Annotated in this window: 12 protein-coding genes and 1 riboswitch; of the genes, 1 reads left to right on the forward strand and 11 read right to left on the reverse strand. The window is 72.3% G+C overall.

The genetic code is table 11. From position 1 onward, the window contains the following. Window positions 1-15: 15 nt before the first annotated feature. The 10 genes from J2850_RS10200 to J2850_RS10245 are packed head-to-tail and all read right to left on the reverse strand — an operon-like array spanning window position 16 to window position 15723. A complete protein-coding gene (locus J2850_RS10200) occupies window positions 16-1746 on the reverse strand; it encodes a hypothetical protein (RefSeq protein WP_209981209.1) in 1731 nt (576 codons plus the stop codon). After that, window positions 1734-3011 carry a glycosyltransferase family 4 protein gene (locus J2850_RS10205; protein WP_209981211.1) on the reverse strand — a complete coding sequence of 426 codons (1278 nt, stop codon included), beginning with the start codon at window positions 3009-3011 and terminating at the stop codon, window positions 1734-1736. The genes J2850_RS10200 and J2850_RS10205 overlap by 13 nt, the downstream gene beginning before the upstream one ends. A 24-nt stretch (window positions 3012-3035) precedes the next feature. Further along, window positions 3036-4226: a glycosyltransferase family 4 protein gene (locus tag J2850_RS10210; protein WP_209981213.1), complete on the reverse strand. Its 1191-nt coding sequence runs from the start codon at window positions 4224-4226 to the stop codon at window positions 3036-3038. Beyond that, window positions 4211-5704: an O-antigen ligase family protein gene (locus tag J2850_RS10215; RefSeq protein ID WP_209981216.1), complete on the reverse strand. Its 1494-nt coding sequence runs from the start codon at window positions 5702-5704 to the stop codon at window positions 4211-4213. The genes J2850_RS10210 and J2850_RS10215 overlap by 16 nt, the downstream gene beginning before the upstream one ends. After that, entirely contained in the window at window positions 5701-6702 is a 1002-nt protein-coding gene (locus J2850_RS10220; protein ID WP_209981217.1) for a glycosyltransferase family 2 protein, read from the reverse strand. The genes J2850_RS10215 and J2850_RS10220 overlap by 4 nt, the downstream gene beginning before the upstream one ends. Beyond that, complete coding sequence (locus J2850_RS10225) at window positions 6699-7865, reverse strand: glycosyltransferase (protein WP_209981219.1); 1167 nt, start codon at window positions 7863-7865, stop codon at window positions 6699-6701. Before J2850_RS10225 ends, J2850_RS10220 begins: the two co-directional genes overlap by 4 nt. A gap of 29 nt (window positions 7866-7894) precedes the next feature. Next, window positions 7895-10192 carry a GumC family protein gene (locus J2850_RS10230; protein ID WP_209981221.1) on the reverse strand — a complete coding sequence of 766 codons (2298 nt, stop codon included), beginning with the start codon at window positions 10190-10192 and terminating at the stop codon, window positions 7895-7897. 40 nt (window positions 10193-10232) lie between these two features. Further along, a complete protein-coding gene (locus J2850_RS10235; protein ID WP_209981223.1) occupies window positions 10233-12482 on the reverse strand; it encodes a hypothetical protein in 2250 nt (749 codons plus the stop codon). Beyond that, window positions 12479-14329: a glycosyltransferase gene (locus J2850_RS10240; RefSeq protein ID WP_209981225.1), complete on the reverse strand. Its 1851-nt coding sequence runs from the start codon at window positions 14327-14329 to the stop codon at window positions 12479-12481. The genes J2850_RS10235 and J2850_RS10240 overlap by 4 nt, the downstream gene beginning before the upstream one ends. A 29-nt stretch (window positions 14330-14358) precedes the next feature. After that, window positions 14359-15723 (reverse strand): lipopolysaccharide biosynthesis protein, encoded by a 1365-nt coding sequence (locus J2850_RS10245; RefSeq protein WP_209981227.1) that lies wholly within the window; start codon window positions 15721-15723, stop codon window positions 14359-14361. Between the two features lie 643 nt (window positions 15724-16366). Continuing rightward, a riboswitch (SAM-I-IV-variant riboswitch) is annotated at window positions 16367-16474 on the forward strand. Window positions 16475-16542: 68 nt separating this feature from the next. Here J2850_RS10245 and J2850_RS10250 point away from each other — a divergent pair. Then, complete coding sequence (locus tag J2850_RS10250; RefSeq protein WP_209981230.1) at window positions 16543-17484, forward strand: homoserine O-succinyltransferase; 942 nt, start codon at window positions 16543-16545, stop codon at window positions 17482-17484. 39 nt (window positions 17485-17523) lie between these two features. Here J2850_RS10250 and J2850_RS10255 read toward each other — a convergent pair whose 3' ends face one another. Beyond that, window positions 17524-18540, reverse strand: a complete 1017-nt coding sequence (locus J2850_RS10255) for a LacI family DNA-binding transcriptional regulator (RefSeq protein WP_209981232.1) — start codon at window positions 18538-18540, stop codon at window positions 17524-17526. Window positions 18541-18594: the final 54 nt, after the last annotated feature.

The following is an 18594-nucleotide window of genomic DNA, read 5'->3' on the forward strand; positions in this document are numbered from 1 at the left end:
TCAACGCACCCGCCCTTAACGCACCTCCAGGCGCAGCTCCATCATCACGCTGTCGCTTCCCGCCGCGGCATCGCCCGCGGCGATCCCCACCGCCGGCAGCGGCACTCCCGCCGTGACTCCCGCCGAGGTTCCCGCCGCCATCCCCGAACCGGCGGCCGGTTCCACCCGTTGCGCCGCGCCGCTGCTCGGGCGCAGCAGGCTGCCCATGCGCACCCCCGCCCGCGCCTTGGCCACCGGGATGGTTCCGGCGGTGGCGACGGGGACGATTCCACCCGCGGGTGCCGTGGTCAGGGCGACGCCGTCGGCGGGATTGCCGGGTTCGAGGCGGCGCACCCGGTCATAATCGCGCTGCACCAGCTCCCCGGCCTCGACGCCGCCGGCCCCGGCCTTGCGGAACTCGCCGGAACAATCGACGGCCTCGAACCGGTTGCCGCGGCACGCGCCGCTCACCGCCAGCGCGGGCGCCAGCCCGTCGCGGCCCATCCGGACCAGCCGCTCGCCGTCCTCGAACCGGTTGCCGACGGCGCTGGCGGCGACGATGGTCGCGGTCTCGATGTCGGCGGCACGGTCGTTGCTGCCGTCGCCGAAACCGGCGGTGCCACCGGTGAACTGGTTGCGCTCCAGCACCCGCACCACGATCAACCCGCTGACCGGCCGCTGCGCCAGCCGGTAGTCGGGCAGCAGCGAACCGCTGCAGCCGACCAGGCTGTTGCCGAACATCTCGGCTTCCGGTCCATGGATCCAGCCGTTGCCGCAGGCTTCGAAGGCGCAGTCCAGGAACTTGTTGTTGGACAGGAAGCTGCGCTTCGGCGTCCCGTCCTCGGCCAGGATCGCATAGGGCGAAAAGCCGAAATGGCAGGAGAGGAAGCTGGAATGGTCGATGCCGTTTTCCGGCGCCACGGCGATGGAGGCCAACGTGTTGCCGGCGAGATCGGTGTCGAGGAACAGGTGGTCGCCGAAGCTCTCCGTTCCCGCCGACCAGTAGGCGCCGATGTGGTTCTTGGCGAGCTGGCAGGAGATCAGCGAGGAGTGGTCGCGCCGGACGTCCACCCCGGCGCGGAAACCGAAGACCCCGACCCGCTCCAGGAGGAAGCGCGAGGTCAGCGCCACCCCGCCCATGCCCGGCGGCGGGTCGCCCGGCCGGTTGCCGGGCCTGGGGCCGCGCAGGCTGAGATGCGCGATGCGGCTGCGCTGGTAGCCGTCGTCGTCGCGCCCGCCCTGCCGGCTGCCGGCCCTGACGGCGAAGCGGCCCTCCCCGAGGTCGCCGGTCCAGCTCAGCAGCGACGACCGCATGCCGCTGCCGACGATCTCGACCTCGTTGAAGGCGTCGTCGTAACGATCAAGGTTCGGCAGGACGACCTCGCCGTTCAGCCGGTACTCGCCGGGTGGCACCAGCACCGTTCCGCCGCGTCCGGAGCGTGACAGCTCCAGGATCGCACCCTGGAGCGCCGCCCAGTCACACTCCTGGTCGAGCGATCGGACATGCGGGTGGACGCGGCGGGCCGCCTCCAGGCTCTTGTAGCGTTCGGACAGCGGATGGCTGCGGCCGTCGCCGACGGCGCCCCGGTCGCGGATGGACAGGGCCGGGCCGGCGGCGGAAGCGGGAGGAGAAGCGCGGTCGGCCTCGCGGCTCCATGCCGGCGGCGCGGCGACGGGGAGGGCGACCGGCAGGGTGGCGACCGGCAGGGATGCCGCCGCGGCCAGGACCGCGCGGCGGCCGACCGGCGGGGGCCTCATGGCGCGCATGCCAATGCCGCATCCGGCATGCCGGCCAGCCGTGTGAGCCCGCCCTCCAGCGCCGCGCGATAGACCTCCTCCAGCCGGTCGAGATGGCGGTCCGGCGTGAAGGGATGCCGCCAATACCGTTCATAGGCCCGCCGGCCCATCCGGGCCGCCTCCTCGCCGCGCGACAGCAGGCGCAGGCATCGAGCGAGGTCGCCGGCGTCGCCGTTGCGGAACAGGATCCCGTCCTCGCCGGGAAGGACCGCGTCGGCGGCTGCGCAATTGTCGCTGACGATGACCGGAACGCCGTTGGCCAACGCCTCGTAGGCGGCGAGGCCGAAGGTCTCGTACCACAGCGAGGGCACCACCAGCGCCCGGCAGTTCCGGATCTCCCGCTGGACGGCGTCGGCCGGCAGCCAGCCGGACAGTTCAGCCGACGGGTTCAGCCTGCGCACCGCCGCGGCTTCGTCGCCGTCGCCGACGAAGCGGACCGGGCAGCCGGCGTCCGCCGCCGCCGCCGCCAGCAGCGCCGCCCCCTTCTCCCGCGACAGCCGGCCGACGAACAGCATGTGGCGGTTGGCGCCGACCTGCGCCGGTCCGAGGGCGCGGATGTCCTCGCCGACCTCGACTGGGTTGGGGACGGGCAGGGTGAGTGTGCCGGACGGCAGGTGGGGCGCGATGACCGTGCGCTGGCGGTCGCTCAGCGTCACCAGCGCCAAGCCCCCGGTGAAGCCGCCGGCCAGCGCGCCGGCGGCGTGGCGCGCCGCCCGCCACCATTTGTGATGCCGCGCCCGTGCGTCGCAGTCGGTGGCCAGGCATCCGGCCGACAAGGCGCGGTGCGGGCAGTTGGTACCTTCGGGAAAGACGAAGAAGGCGCCGTTCGGGCAGAGCGGGAAATAGTCGTGCAGCGTCATCAGGACCGGGAGGCCGGAGCGGCGGCAGACCGGGAAGATGCTGGGCGACAGCGCCTTGGCCCAGCCGTGGACATGGACCACGGTGTCTCCGGCGGGGCAGGCGGCGAGCAGCCTCTCCAGCGCCCGTGCCGCCTCGCGGTTCCACAGGCCGCGCAGCGCGGCCTGCACGCGGTTGCCATTGCCCTTCAGGTCGTCCTGCTCCAGGCAATGGACGGTGATGCCGGGGATCCGCAGCGCCGTGTCCACCGGCGCCACGGCGGCGAGGAAATGCACCCGGTGGCCGCGCCGCGCCAGGCCCGCCGCCCCGGCGATGGCCACCTTCGCCAGCCCGCCGCTGGGATGGGCGTGGTCGCAGAGGATGACGATCGTGCTCATGCCCGTATGCCCATGCTCGCCCGCTCAGGACAGGGTATCGCGGTAGACCGCGGCGGTCCGGGCGGCGATGACCGGCCAGTCGAAACGGTGGCGGACCAATGCCCGGCAGGCGGCGGCATCCGGCATCCGGCGGCTGCCGATCAATGCCTCGGCGAGGCCGGCGCCGATGGAACGGGCGTCGCTGCCTGCCAGCACGAGGTCGCCGTCCAACTCCTCCACCACCTCCGGCAGGCCGCCGACCGGGGTGACCAGCAGCGGGGTGCCGGCCGCCAGCGATTCCAGCGCGGTGATGCCGAAGCCCTCCAGGGATTGCGACGGCATCACGCAGAGGTCGGCGGCCCGGTAGGCGAGCGGGAGCTGGGCGTCCGGCACGAAGCCCAGCAGGCGCACGTGATTCTCCAGCCCGAGCGCGCCGATGCGGTCCTGCAGGGCGGCGGCCTCCGGCCCGCGGCCGGCCACCAGCAGCAGCGCGTCGGGCACGCGGCGGCACAGCTCGACCATAGCGTCGACCAGGGCCGCCAGCCCCATCCGCCTCACCAGGCGCCGCACGGTCAGCACCACCGGCCGCCCCTGCGGCCAGCCCAGCCGCGCCCGGGCGGCGGCACGGTCGTCGGGAAGGTCGAAGCGGCCGGCGTCGACCCCGCCCGGCACCCGGCTGATGCGGTCCGGGGGGACGCCGTAGCGCTCCGTCAGGATGGTGGCGAAGGCCCGCGACAGCACCACGAAGCGGGTGGCCCGGCGGTAGACCAGCCGTTCCACCAGCAGCTTCAGCCGGACGGAAAGGGCGCCGGCGCCTTCGGCGGCACTTTCCAGCGCCCAGGGGCCATGGAAGTGCACGACCAGCGGGCGGTCGCGCAGAGCCGGCAGGGCGGGCAGGGTGTTCAGCGCGAAATGCGAGGCCACGAGGTCGGGGGGCTGCCGGCGCAGGGCGGCGGCGACCGCCGCGCGCGCCGCCGCGAGGCGCTGCGGCAGCGGCGCCGTCGGTGGCGCGAAGCTGTCGATGCGCGCCCCGCCGTCCAGCACCGCCGACGCCCGGCCCAGCACCAGCCCTGCGACCGCGACGCCCTGGTGCGGCAGGTGGCGGGCCAGATGGTAGAACACGTTCTCCGCCCCGCCATGGGTTTCCGGGAACCAGCCCAGCCCGAGCTGGAGCAGGCTGACCGACGGCGTCTCCCGCGGGTGCAGGCAGCCGGGCAGGATCAGGCGTCCGTCCATCTCGCATCCTCCTGCAGCGGTTCATCCTGCCGGGTTGCCGCCTGCAGGCTCGCCAGGCCGTGGTTCTTCGCGGCGAGCGCCATGCCCAGGAAGAACCAGAATCCGACGCCGGTGACCTTCGCCAGCGTATGCTCGAACACCATGCAGACCAGGATGGTGAGCGCCGCCGCCTGGGCGCAGCAGGCGAAGGGGTCGGGCGGGGCGCCGCCGCGGCGCAGCAGGCCGACCAGCAGCGTCAGGATGCCCGCGACATAGCCGAGCGTGCCGGGCCAGCCGAGTTCGTAGGGCACCCGCAGGACGCCGCTGTCGAAATAGGCCATCGCGCCCATCTGGTTGTCTTCGTTGGTCAGCTTGGTCGCGGTGTCGACGGTGCCGAGCCCGGCGCCGCGCACCTCGGTCAGCGCCTGGATCAGGAAGCGGCCGTAGAACTCCTGCCGCTCCTGGTAGCTGCGGTCGTTCTCCATCGAGTTCAGCGTGTCGAAGCGGCTGACGATGGCCTCCTGAACCCGCGGCACGCTCAGCAGCGGCAGCGAGCACAGCACCAGCCCGACCCCCACCGCGACCAGGCGCAGCCGGTGTCGGCCGGGCATGGTCAGCAGCAGCCAGGCGAAGACGAACAGGCCGGCCAGCCAGGCGGCGCGCACCAGGCTGAGCATCAGCGAGCCCAACGCGAGGGCGCCGGCGACCGGGACCAGGATGCCGCGCGCCGCCGGCAGGATGGCCAGCCCGGTCACCAGCAGGAAGGCCAGCGGGCCGGAGGAGTTCAGGGTGCTGAACACCCGCACCTGCATCGGCAGCGGCATCCCCTGGTTGGTCATGCCGACGTTGATCAGCCAGCGGGCGTCCCAGGGCGGCATGACGAAATACTGGATCAGCCCGTAGCCGCCGACCACCGCCAGCCCCAGCACGAAGGCCCGCAGCACGGCGTCGCGGATCTGCGGGTAGATCGGCCAGTGCAGGGCGACGTAGAGGCCCAGCGCCACCGGCACCAGCCAGTTCAGCAGCGCGAAGGTGGCCGCCGCCAGCCCCGCCTGCGACACGCCGTTGACATAGGCGTAGAGCAGCCCGAGCCCGACCGGAACGAAGCCGAAGTAGGCGCGGTAGCGCAGCATCGGCAGATAGGTGCCGATCACCAGCAGCGTGAAGGCGCCGACGGCGAAGGGCGTCACCATCACCGGGCTGATGACGCTCCAGCCGGCCTGATAGTCGACCATCCGCCGCACCTCGGGCGTCAGGAACCACAGCCACCAGGTAAAGGCGGCGAAGCGCGCCGGATCGCGCGTCACCAGCAGCGCGCCGATGGCCAGCGCACCGACCGGGAAGATGATCTCCAGCAGCCCGGCCTTGCCGACCAGGATCGGCACGGCGACCAGGAACCAGAAGACGGGCGGCGCCAGCTTCGCGAGGGACGGCAGCCCGGCGATGCCGTGGCCGTCTCGATGGCCGTCTTGATGATGGATATCCGCCGCGAGGCTCATGCCGGCGCTCCCCGCCACTCCCGCATGCCGGCGAGCCGGCCGCGCAGGGTGGCGCGCAGCTTGGCCGCGGCGTGGCGGTCGCCGCGCAGGGCCAGCCGCGCCCATTGCGCCAGCCCGGGAAACTCGCAGGTTCCCATCAGCAGCGCCCAGGAAACGAAGACCGGGCGGTGGAGCGGCCCGAAATGGGCCATCAGCGCCAGCGTGTCGTTGTAGGTCGCGTTCTCCTGCGCCAGCGGATGGAAGTGTCCGGCCCCGCGCTGGTCGATGTCGTGGCGCACAGCGGGGAAATGGTCGACCGCCACCAGCGGGTCGTAGACGAGCCGCCAGCCCTCCCGCCGCAGCCGCAGGCAGAAGTCGACCTCGTTGCGCACCTGGGCGCCGCTGCCGCGCAGGCGGGTGTTCAGCCGCTTGCCGCCGATGGCGCTGCGGCGGAAGCTCCAGTTGGCGCCCTTCAGCACGTCGACGTCGCGGGCCGGTCCGGTGCCGATGTGATGGTTGCCGACGACGCGGCCGAACCATTGCAGGCGGCCGACGGTCCGGGCGGCGCCGTCTTCCAGCACGCCGTCGTGATAGACGTGGTCGCGGCCGCCGACGCCGCCGATCCGCGCGTCCGTCCGGTACCAGCGCTCGATGCGCTCGACCCAGTCGGGATGCGGTACGGCGTCGTCGTCGGTGATGGCGACGACGTCGCCCCTGGCGCCGTCGATGCCGCGGTTGATGGCGGCGACCTGTCCGGGGACGCCGATGCCGGCGACCTCCACCGGCAGCCGGTCCAGCATGCGGCGCGCGGCGTCGGCCGAGGCGGGGTCGTCATCGCGCACGGTGACGATCACCTGGGCCGGCGCCAGCGTCTGGCGGGCCAGCCCGTCGAGGCAGGCGGCGAGCTGGTCGGGCCGGCGGTAGGTCGGGACGATCACCGTGACGCCGAGCCTTGCGGGGCCGCCCGCTGCGGGGAGGGGGCCGGAAGGGATGGGGCCGGGAGGGAGGGGAATGCTCATGCCGTCGCCAGCTCCCGTCGGCGGGCGGCCTCGGCGTCGGCGGCAGCGGGCGCCGTCCGCTCCTCCGCCAGCCGGTGCTCGACCAGCCAGCGATCGACGGTCTCCCGCAGGCGGACCTTGAACAGCACCCTGTCGAAACCGGCGGCGTGGGCCTGGATCGCGGCCGGATCGAAGCGGTGGGCCTGGGCCTCGAAGCGTTCGACCGCTTCGATCAGCGCCTCCGGCGTCTGCTGGTCGAAGAACAGGCCGGACAGCCCCTCCTTCACCGTCTCGGTGGCGCCGCCGCGGCGCAGGGCCAGCACCGGCCGGCCGGCGGCCATCGCCTCCACCGGCACGATGCCGAAATCCTCGTTGGCGGTGAAGATCAGGGCGCGGCAGGCGGCATATTGGCGGTCGAGTTCCTCGGCGGAGCAATGGCCGAGCAGCTCGACCGTCGGGCCGGCCATCTGCTTCAGCCGGCGGAACTCCTCGCCCTCGCCGACCACCACCAGCCGGCGGCCCATGCGGTTGAATGCCTCGATGGCGATGTCCGCCCGCTTGTAGGGGACGAGCTGGCTGACGAACAGATAGTGGTCGCCGGGCGGCTGCGCCGTGGCGAAGCGGCGGGTCTCCACCGGCGGGTGGATCACCACGGCCTCGCGGCGGTAGACCCGCCAGATGCGCTGGGCCACGGTGGCCGAATTGGCGATGAAGCGGTCGACCCGCGCCGCGGTCGCCAGGTCCCACTGCCGCAGCCGGTGGATGGCATAGGGCATCAGCGGCCGCACCAGCGGCCCGGCGGAGGACAGGTAGTCATGATAGCCGCTCCACACGTAGCGCATCGGCGTGTGGCAGTAGCAGACGTGCAGCGCGTCCGGCCGGGTCAGCACCCCCTTGGCCGGCCCGGATTCGCTGCTGATCACCAGGTCGTAGGCGCTGAGGTCGAGCTGTTCCAGCGCCAGCGGCATCAGCGGCAGGTACTTCTGGTACATGCGGTGGGCCATCGGCAGCCGGTCGATGAAGGTCGTGGTGACCCGGTGGCCGCGGATGGTCGGGGACATGCGCTCCGGCCGGTAGACGTGGGTGAAGACGTCGGCTTCCGGATACAGCTCGCACAGGGCTTCGAGCACCTTCTCACCCCCGCGCATCCCGACGAGCCAGTAGTGGACGATCGCGACTTTCATGATGGGTCCTCCGGGAGGAGTGGGCCTTCTCAGGCGATGCGGCGCAGGCGGTAGGACCGGCCGCTCGGCGGGCGGGTGCCGTATTCGAGGTTCGCATGCTCGCGGGCGTTGACCATCGACAGCACCGCGCCGCCGATCCGCCCGCCCACCTGCCGCACCTGCTTGATGCCGGCATTGGCCAGGCTGGACGCGGTGCGCGCCCAGCGGACGACGTAGATGACGCGGTCGGCGAGCGGCGCCAGGATCAGGGCGTCCGACACCGAGAGCACCGGCGGCGTGTCGAGGACCACCACGTCGTAGCGTTCCGACAGCTCGACCAGCAGCGACAGCATCGCCTGGGAGCCGAGCAGGGTCTGCGGCCGGTCGTTCGGGCGCCCGGCGGCGATCACCGCCACCCGCCGCCGCTCGTCGATCGCCAGCACCTGGTCGAGCGTGGCGTCGCCGCCCAGCAGGTCGATCAGCCCCTTGGGCGGGCGGCCGTCGCCCAGCAGCCGGTGGACGGTCGGCCGCCGGGTGTCGCAGTCGACCACCACCACACGCCGCCCGGCGTCGGCCAGGAAGGCGGCCATCGCCACCGCCAGCGTCGTCTTGCCCTCGCCGGCGACGGAGGAGGTCAGCATGATGACCTCGCCGCCCTTGGCGGTCGCCGCCGCAGCACCGGTGCGCACCAGGTGCAGGCGGGCGCACAGGCGCCAGACGGCCTCGGCGAAATCGCCTCCGGCCTTTTCCTCCCTGCCGTCCGGATCGGACTTGCGGCGGCGGCCCAGCAGCGGCACGACCCCGACCGCCGGCTGTCCGAGCAGCGCCTCCACCTGATGCGAGCTGTAGACGCCGCGCTGACTCATCGTCCGCACCAGCGCCAGCCCGGTGGCGACCGCCCCGCAGACCAGCGCCGCCAGGGCCGCCAGCACCGTCTTGCCCGGCCCCACCGGGCCGTTCGGGACGGCGGCGGCCGAGACGATCCGCACGTCCGGCATCATCTGCAGCGCCTGGAGGACCTGGGTTTCCTTCAGGCGGGTGACCGCGCGCCGGTAATTGTCGTCCGAGGCATCGGCCTGCCGCTGCAGCTCGCGCAGCTTCACGTCGGCCTGAAGCGTGGAATAGGCCTCGTTGCGCAACTCCTCGAGGCGCCGGGTCAGGTCCTGGACCTTGGCGAACTGCTGTTCCACCTCGTCGCGCAGGCCGCGCACCACGCGGTCGACCTCGGTCGCCAGGGTGGCGTTCAGGTCGCGCAGCTCGGCCGTGGGACGGACGAGCGCCGGATGGCGCTCGCCATACTGCGCGCGCAGTTCCGCAAGCTGCGCGCTCAGCCCAGCCTGGCGCTGGCGCAAGGCCGCGATCAGCGGGTCGCCGCCGATGTCGGCGCCGGCCATCGATTCCGGATTGGCCGGCTTGACGGTCTGGAGCTGGCGCAGCCGGGCGAGCGCGTTGGCGTGGGCGCTGCGCGCCTCGGTCAACTGCGCGTTCAGCGCCGACATCGCCTCGTTCACCAGCGGGGCGTCGCGTCCCTTCATCATGCCGGACCCCGGGCGCATCGCGTCGATCGTCGCCTGCCCGGTGGCGGTCATGTCCTCGCGCAGATCGTCGATCCGGCTCTGCAGCCATTCGCTGGCCTTGAGCGTGGCATTGCGCTTCGCCTCGACCTGCATGGCAATGTAGGTCGAGGCCACGGCGTTGGCGGCACGCGCGGCAAGCTGCGGATCCTTGGCGTCGACGCTGATGCGGATCGCGCGGGACTGCACGCCCGGGCTGATGTGCAGGTTCTTCTGGAAGGCATCGGTCAGCCGCGCGATCTCCGCCTCCGCGCCGTTGGCGGCGCCGGCCGCCGGCCGCGGCGGCGGGGTCAGCAGGCCGGCCAGCGGTTCGGGCAGCATCTCGGCGACGTCGGTCAGCAGGGCGCGCCCGCCGTCGAGCAGCGCGGTCGACAGGCCGGGCTTCCCGTCGGCCGCGGCGTATTCCGGCTCCTGTCCCAGGGACAGCGTCTCGACGACCCGCCGGGCGAGATCGCGCGAGCGCAGGGTCTCCACCTCGGTGTTGACGGTGTCGAGGTAGATGCCCATCGGCTCGGCGACCGAGGGAATGTTGATGACCCGGTTGGGCTGGGGGTCGATGACCAGGACGGACGAGGCGCTGTAGACCGGCGTCATCGCGTTGATCAGCAGGACCGCCGGCAGCCAGAGCAGCGCCATGATGCCGAGGATGAGCCATTTCTGCCGCCACAGCGTCTGCGCCAGACGCTTCACGTCGACCTTGTCGGCGCCCGATCCGACCGGCGGCGCCACCAATCCGGCCGTGCCCGACGGCAGTCGGTGTTCCGGTGCTTCCATGGGCTGGACTCCTTCTCACATACGGTGCTGCAATGGGCGGTCAGGCCACTTCCGCGGGGTCGCGCGCCTTCTCGGCGGACGGTGCCCGGCTGCCGGGATCCGTCGGGGCGGGGTCTTGCGGGCCGGGGAGGCCGGACTCCGGCGCGTCGGGGAGGGGAGGGGCCAGCTTGGCGGCGCCTTCCTGCCGGGCTTCGGCCAGGATGCGGGCGTAGCGCGCCACCGTGTTCGGGGTGACGTTGATCAGCCGCCCGCTGCTTCCGCCGCCGTTGGGTCCAGCTCCGCCATCGCCCCCGCTTTCGCCGCCGGCGACCAGGCGGGCCACCTGGAACAGGGAGCGGCCCTTTTCCAGAACCTCGCCCGGCAGCATCCACAGGATGGAGTCGATGTTGGACGCCAGCCATCCCGGACCCTTGCGCAGCAGGCGCCGCTCGGCCGCGCACACCTGTGCGGTGTTGCGCACGGTGTAGAAGGGCGACCAGCCGTCCCACTCCCCGGCGGTGAAGGGCAGGGCCACGAAGCCGCCGTCAACGAGCGCCGCCGCGGCGCGGCCGAAGTCGGCCTTGGTCCACATGTAGTCGAAGCCGGCCGCCCGGACCTCGGCTGCGAGGCCGGTACGGATGGGCCCTGGACGGGCGCGGTCGTAGGGACGCCACGCCTCGTAGAAGCGGTCCAGCCGGTAGCGCCGCAGCGTCTTGCCGATCAGGCGGCGCGCGTCAATCCCGGACCGTGCCGGCGGCGGTCCTCCGCCCTCCGCCGGCCCGCTGCCGGCCGGTGTTTCCGTCGGGCGCGGCCGGGGAGAGATGCGCAGGACCGGACGGCCGTCCTCCCAGCGCAGCCGCGGGGTGCGGCCGGCAACCAGCGGCGCGTCGACCAGCGGCCACCAGCCGCGTGGCATCAGGCCGGCGGGCAGCATGGCCGCCATCTCGCGCCGCGCGTCGGCCAGCAGGCGGCCGAGTTCGCCGGGCGGCATCTCGCCCTCGGCGCAGACGCCGCGGCCCGTGCTGCCGAGCAGCAGCTCCACCCGTCCCAATACACCGCCCCGTTCCTCCGGCACCGCCAGCAGGGCGAGGTCGGCGGGGCTCGACTGGGTCAGGCTGTCGACGGTGACCACCAGGCCGCAGCGCAGGCCGGTCGCCGCCACCAGGTCGAGGATGCGCGGGATGCAGTGCAGCTCGCGGATCATGCCGGACCACAGCACCAGCGTGGCCAGAACCCGGCCTTCCGCCGCCCAGCGCCGCAGCGTGTCTTCGTCCGGCTCGAAGTCGGTGAAGGGGCACGGCGGCTCCGGGATGCGCAGGGGCACGGCGGCGGCGGCGGCGAAGGGCGGGTCGGGATCGACGATCTGAAGCCCGCGGCCCAGCCGCCCGAGCGCGAAGAAGTCGTGGTCGTCGAACTGCCGGCCGTAGACCGGGTCGGCGCCGGCGGCGATCAGGTCGGCCGCCCGTTCGATCACGTCGGTCTGCGGCCGGCCATAGAGCGGCAGCAGCCGCTTCGACGCCGCCAGCGGCAACTGCGCCGCGATCAGGTCCGGGTCGCCCAACAGGGTGCCGCGGCCCCAGCCGGCGTGGCGGCGGGCCAGGCCCGCGCTGAAGCTGGCGTAGCTCTCGCCCAGGACCTTGCCGTCGGTGGCGTCGAGCCCGCCGGGGAAGGCGCGCCCCCGCACCGGGTCGACACAGAGGCCCGTGAAGCGCCGGGAGCCCAGCCGTTCCAGCCGCTGCCGCAGGCCGGCGTCGGCCGAAACGTCGATTCCGAGGCAAGGGGTGCCGGGGCCGGGGGTGCCGGGGCCGGGGGTGCCGGGGCCTGGGGTGCCGAGGCCGGGAGCACCGAGCAGGCGCGGGTAGAGGAAGGGGGCGGCGACGATGCCGAGCGCGGTCTGCGGCGCGGCGTCCAGCACCGCCACCTCCTCCGGCAGGGGTTGGCGCAGCAGCCGGAAGGCGGCGTCGAAGAGGGCGGCCGGATCGGTGTCGCGCAGCAGCGCCTCGCCGCCCGCCTCCACCACCGGCCACAGGGGCGAGGCCGGATCGCCGAGCGCCACCACCCGGTATTGCGTGGTCAGCCACAGCGCGTGGTCCAGGTGGCGGCCGCCCGCCACCAGGCTGCCGGTGCCGATGGCGTCGGTGCCGCCGTCCTCCGCCCAGCCGCCGAAATGCCGGCCGCTGCGGCGCCCGTCGTAATAGAGGTCGAACGTCCAGCCGGCGCGTTCGGCGGCGCCGGCCAGCACCGGGGCGACCGCCATGCGGTGAGGGTCGCCGCCCCGGGCGAGATACAGGAGGAGGGAGGGTTTCGTCACGACGCCTGCCCCTCCGGCCCGTTTCCGCCGCGCCTGCACCACCACAGGTGCCACTTGGCCACCCCGGGCGGCCCGAAATGATCGGTCTTCTGCAGCGTCAGGCCGGTGGCGGCGATGGCCTTGCGCATCTCCGGCGCCCAGTGGTGGCGGACCAGCGCCTTCCATTCCGGCAGCACGCCATGGCACCGCATGGTCGCCAGCAGCCGGTCGGGCCGCCAGCGGTAGTAGCTGGGATAGGCGACGACCCAGAGCGGGTTGGCATTGGTGGTGTCGCAGGCGATCCGGCCGCCGGGCTTGACCACTCGCCGCAGCTCGCGCACGCCGGCCTCCAGGTCCGGCAGGTGGCAGAGCAGGTCCATGGCGATGACGAGGTCGAAGCTGGCGTCCGGGAAGGGCAGCTTGCGCGCGTCCGCCTGCTGCACCGTCAGGGCCGGGAACCGCTCCTTCGCCTCGTTCAGCATCTCGTGCGAGATGTCCACCAGCGTCACGTCGTGGCGCTCGGCGAAGGGGCCGGTGATGCGGCCGTAGCCGCCGCCGACGTCCAGGATGCGCAGCCGTGGCGACCGTTCCAGCTCCGCCGCGACCGCCCGCCGCTTCTCGTCGTAGATCCGGTAGAAGGGCGTGGTCGGGTGGTCGGGGCGGAAATGCCGGCGGTAGCCGTTGTTGTAGATGGTCGAGGTCGCCGCGTTGCCGCGCTCGGCCTTCGCGTGCTCCAGCAGTGCCGCCACCTGGACAGCCACGGCCTGGACGTCGAAGGCGGTGGCGCGGGCGCGGCCGGCCTCGGCGGCGGCGCGCAGTCCCTCCCTGTCGGCGAGCCGCGCGATCAGCGCGTCGCGCAGCGGCTGGGCTTCGCCCGGCGGCACCAGCCAGCCGCTCCGCCCGTCCTCGACGATCTCGGGGATGCCGCCGCAGTCGCTGGCGACCACCGGCACGCCGAGCGCCATCGCCTCCACCACCACGAAGCCGAAGCTTTCCCACAGCGAGGGCACCACCGCCAGCTCCGCGCGAGCCACCACCGACAGCGCCTCGCCGCGGGGAAGGGCGCCGAGGAAATGGACACGGTCGGCGACGGGGGCGACGTCGCGGCGGAACTGGGCGATGGCCGGGAGGCTCGCCGGATCCTCGCCGCCGACCATCACCAGGTGCAAATCCGGGTTGGCGGCCAGCACGTCGGGCAGGGCGCGGCCGAGCGGCCCGATTCCCTTGCGGCCCTCCAGCCGGCCGAAGAACACCATGTAGCGTTCGGGCAGCGGCATCGGCGGCCGGCCGGCGCCGGCGGCGCGCAGCGCCGCGAGGTCGATGCTGTTCGGCACCACCTGGATCAGTTCGGGGGCGATCTTCCAGTAGTCGGCGACGCGGCGGGCGATGGCGCGGGTGGAGGCGTAGATGGCGGCGCTGCGCCGCGTCTGGTCGCGCTCCATCGCGTTCAGCAGGTGGGTGTGCGGGACCCAGGGCTGGCTGTTGGTGTCCATCACCAGCCCGGTCGGGGTAGCGAGCCGGGTGACCACCGGCGGTCCGCCGAAGCGGGTCAGCCACCAGGCGTCGGCGTCGAATTCGGCCGCATGGACGACGTCCGGGGCGAAGGCACGCACCGCCGCGGCCAGTCGGCGGTTGGTGCGGAAGCGGTCGGCCACCGGGTGGATGCGGGCGCCGGGATCGACGCGCTCCACGGTCACGCCGTCCTCCAGGCTGGTGCCGGCGGGAGCCGGACCGCCACGCCATGGCGTCACCACCTGGACGGTATGGCCGAGGCGGGAGAGCGCCCGCGCCATGGTGCCGGTGTGGGTGGCGATACCGCCGAGCCAGTCGCCTGGAGGGTATTCGGGCGTCAAGAGCGACAGTCGCATCGTCGTTTCCTTAAGTCCGGTGGGTTCGGTCATTCGCCGCCGGCGCCGGCCTGCAGCGGCCTGCCCAGCAGGCGCCTGGGCATGGACAGCAGGAGCGGCGGGTCGGGCAGGAAGGCGCGCCAGGGCAGGCCGGTCGCGCGGCGGTAGAGGGCGGCGGCGGTCAGGAACACCAGTGCGTAGGCGACGGTGGACACCGCCGCCGCGGCCAGGATCCCGCCGTCGCGCAGGAAGAGCAGCAGGCCGGCCATCGTTGCCGCCATGCCCAGCAGGTGGGCCATGGTGGCGGTGAAGGGCCGGTTCTCGGCATAGAGCCCGTTGAGCAGGATCGACGCCGCGGCATAGAGCACAGCACCCGGCAGCAGCAGCCGCAGCGGCAAGGCGCTGGCGGCGAAGGCCGGGCCGTAGACGATGTGGATGGCGATGTCGGCGAACACGAACAGCCCGCCGCCGAGCACGCCGCCGACCAGGAAGGTCGCCTGCAGGCTGGCGAGCACGAGCTCGCGCCCCGAGCGCCCCCGGCGGGTGGCCGCCGGCATGACGACGCTGGCGAGCGCCCCCGACAGGCTGACGATCAGCCAGGACAGGCTGGTCGCCAGCGCATAGAGCCCGACCTGCGCCGCCGACAGGTAGGCCGGGATGACCAGCAGGTCGAGCCGCTGGGTGACGACGCCGCCCACCACGTCCCCATGTGTGCGCAGCGCATACCAGGCGGTGCGGCGGCCGAGCGCCGGGTCGGGCCGGCCGATGCCGTGGCGCCGGAGGATGCGCGCCGTCGCCGCGACCAGCACCAGGGCGCTCATCGCCGCCTGGGCGGCGACCGCGCTCTCGACCGTGAAGCGGCCGGCCGCCCACAGCGCCAGGTAGGCGACGGCGACACCCGCCGGCTGGATGAAGTTCAGGGCGTTGAAGGTGCGGAAATCCTGGTCGCCCAACAGCAGGCCCAGCATCAGTTCGGACAGGAGCGCCAGCGCGATTATCGGCAGGTACAGGCGCGCCAGCCCCAGCGTGTCCGCCGGCTGGGCCGCCAGCAGCGTCGGCAGCAGGAACAGTCCGGCCGCGATCGCCGCCGCCGACACCGGGATCAGCATGAGCGTCCAGGTCGACAGCAGCCGGCCCCCCGCCGCCGGGTCGCGGGACAGGGCGTAGGTCACCGCCTTGCCGCAGCCCATCCCGAACAGCCAGCCGAGAAGCTGCGTCGTGGTGAGGACGGCGGCCAGCGCGCCCCGGCCGTCGGGTCCCAGCGTTCGGGCGACCAGGATGCCGGTCAGCAGCCCCAGCGCCATCGTCGCGGCGGTGACGAGCATCGTTGCGGCGCCATCCCGGGCGAAACTGCGGGGGGCCGGCTTTGCGGGCTCGGGCCGGGCATCGATCCGAGGTTCCGAACGTGTTGGCATCGCGAGATGGTCCCCTGTGTCTGCCCCATGGCGTTGTCATCCGCCCGTTCCCGGCGTCCCCTCCCCGCGGCATCGGTGCGGCCCGTCCCCGTCGGCCTTCGGCATTGGAAGGACGACAAGGAAATACCGGCGAACACCGCCGTTCCGGACCATTTGCCGCTCAATCGTCTTTGCACGACTGCAGGGCTTTTTCGCATTATTGTGGGTTACCCAAACAAATGAGTAAGTCCAGGGAAATCGCATAGTGATGGAACATAAAACATCGCAACGGCATTATTTATCAGGATCGAGAAAGTTGTTTCGCAACTGCACACCAAACGGTAGTGGGTAACCGTAGCGACGGTCAACTCCGCTTTCGGAACTGTTCTTTGCGCACACCACGGGAGTATTTTATTCGGACCGAGCGATGGCGACTTTGTCGAATCTTCGCTTATCTATCGTGGTGGAATTGTGCCAGGCACCAATCCTCCAGCGGCCGGGGTACTCCCAAGCCCGGAAACCGGCGCACGGGCGGACGCGCCGACACGCCCGGGCAGGTCCCCCGGCTGCCAAGATCGGGACGCCCACCGGCGCCATCGGGGCATTCCTTCCCTTTCCGGAAGAGGCGAATTGTTGCCAAGCGCCGCCTTAGCCTGTAGAACCGCCGCCACATCGAGAGTTGGGGGGACGCCCAACGCCAACCTGCCGATCCGGGCAAGGTGGCGCTTCCGCAAGGAAGGATGTGGCCGGGCCGGCAACCAAGCGGACAGGACCACGGCGTCAATCCCCAGCCAAGGGCCCCGGCTACAGGGCCGGCTGCAGGGAAGGACAGACGCGACCATGCCGATCAAGATTCCCGACGATCTCCCCGCCCGGCGGACGCTCCAGGCGGAGGGCGTCGTCGTCATGCGTGAAGCCGATGCGGTCCGGCAGGACATCAGGCCGCTGCGCATCGGGCTCCTGAACCTGATGCCGAACAAGATCAGCACGGAAACGCAGCTCGCGCGGCTGATCGGCGCGACGCCGCTGCAGGTGGAACTGACGCTGGTGAAGATCTCCAACCATGTCGCCCGGCACACGCCGGCCGGCCACATGGCGTCCTTCTACCGGCCATGGTCGGACGTGCGCAACGAACGCTTCGACGGCTTCATGGTCACCGGCGCCCCGGTGGAGCGCATGCCGTTCGAGGAGGTGACCTACTGGGACGAGCTGCGCCGCATCTTCGACTGGACGCAGAGCCACGTCCACCATTGCCTGACGATCTGCTGGGCGGCCCAGGCGGCGGTCCACCATTTCCACGGCATGCCCAAGCACGACCTGCCGCAAAAGGCGTTCGGCGTCTTCCCGCACCGGACGCTGGTCCCGAACTCGCCCTGGCTGCGCGGCTTCCCCGACAGCTTCCCGGTCCCGGTGTCGCGCTGGACCGAGGTGCGGCGCTCCGACATCCCGTCGGGATCGGAGCTGGCGGTGCTGGCGGAAAGCGAGGAGACCGGCGTCTGCCTGCTCGACGATCCGGCGCACCGGGCACTCCACATGTTCAATCACCTGGAATACGACACCACCTCGCTGTCCGACGAGTATTTCCGGGACGTCGAGGCCGGGATGGACATCGGGGTCCCGGCCGGCTACTTCGCCGGCGACGACCCGAAGCGCCCGCCGGAGAATTCCTGGCGGGGCAGCGCCCACCTGCTGTTCGGCAACTGGATCAACCAGATCTACCAAACCACGCCCTTCGACCTCGCCGAGGTCGGCATCAGCGCCGGAACGCCGGGACGCGTCTGAAGAAGGGCCTGACGGGAGGGCGCCCGGACGGGGGCCGGCTCAGTCCGCGGCCTCCAGCCGGGCGCCGGTGGAGCCGCGCACCACGCAGGTTCCGGCCAGCACCAGGCGGCGGGTCGGACGGTCCGGCTGCTCCAGCCTTTCGAACAGCAGCGCCATGGCGGAGCGGCCGATCTCCTGCACCGGCTGCTCGATCACCGTCAGCCCTGGACCGACCAGTTCGGTCCAGGGCTCGTTGTCGAAGCCGGCGACCGCCAGCCGGCCGGGAATGGACAGGCCCATGCGCCGGGCGGCCTTGACCACCCCCATCAGGAACAGGCTGTTGCTGACGACGAAGGCCTCGGGCCGATCGGCGTCGGCCATCCACCGCTCCACCGCCTCCTCGGCCGCGTCGGCGTAAGGGGCGATGAAGCGGGCGGCAGGCACCAGCCCCTTCGCCGCCATGGCGGCGCGGTAGCCCTCATGCCGTTCGGCACCGGTGGTGCTGGTGTTGCCGAACAGGCCGGCGATGCGGCGGTAACCGCGCGCGTGCAGATGATCCACCAGCATGGCCGCGGCCTGCGGGTTGTCCAGCACCACCGCATCGTGGCGCCCGGCCGGGGCGTTGCGGTCGATCAGCACCACCGGGAATTCCAGGTCGAGCCGGTCGAGCCGGTCGAGCGTGGCGCGGGTCGGGGCGAAGATCAGGCCGGTGATCCGCTCCTCCTGCATCAGGCGCAGGTACAGTTCCTCCCGCTCCGGGTTCTCGTCGCTGTTGCACAGGATGACGCGCATCCCGGCATGATAGGCCGCATCCTCCACCGCCCGGCTGACCGCGGTGAAGAACGGGTTGCGGATGTCGGACACCACCAGCCCGACGGTCTGCGAATGCTGGGAGCGCAGCCGGCGCGCCGACAGGTTGGGACGGTAGCCGGTGGCGCGCACCGCATCCTCCACCCGCTTGCGCAGGGCCTCACTGACCGGCCCGTTGCCGAGCACCCGCGACACGGTTGCGACCGACACGCCGGCCGCCCGGGCGACGTCCTTGATGCTGCTGGCAGTCTTTGCGGGAGCGCTCATGTCCAACCGGGCCGATCCTGAAGGGTGCTGCCCCGAAGGGAGGGGGCGATCTTA

It is taken from the genome of Azospirillum picis, assembly GCF_017876115.1.
Taxonomy (GTDB): domain Bacteria; phylum Pseudomonadota; class Alphaproteobacteria; order Azospirillales; family Azospirillaceae; genus Azospirillum; species Azospirillum picis.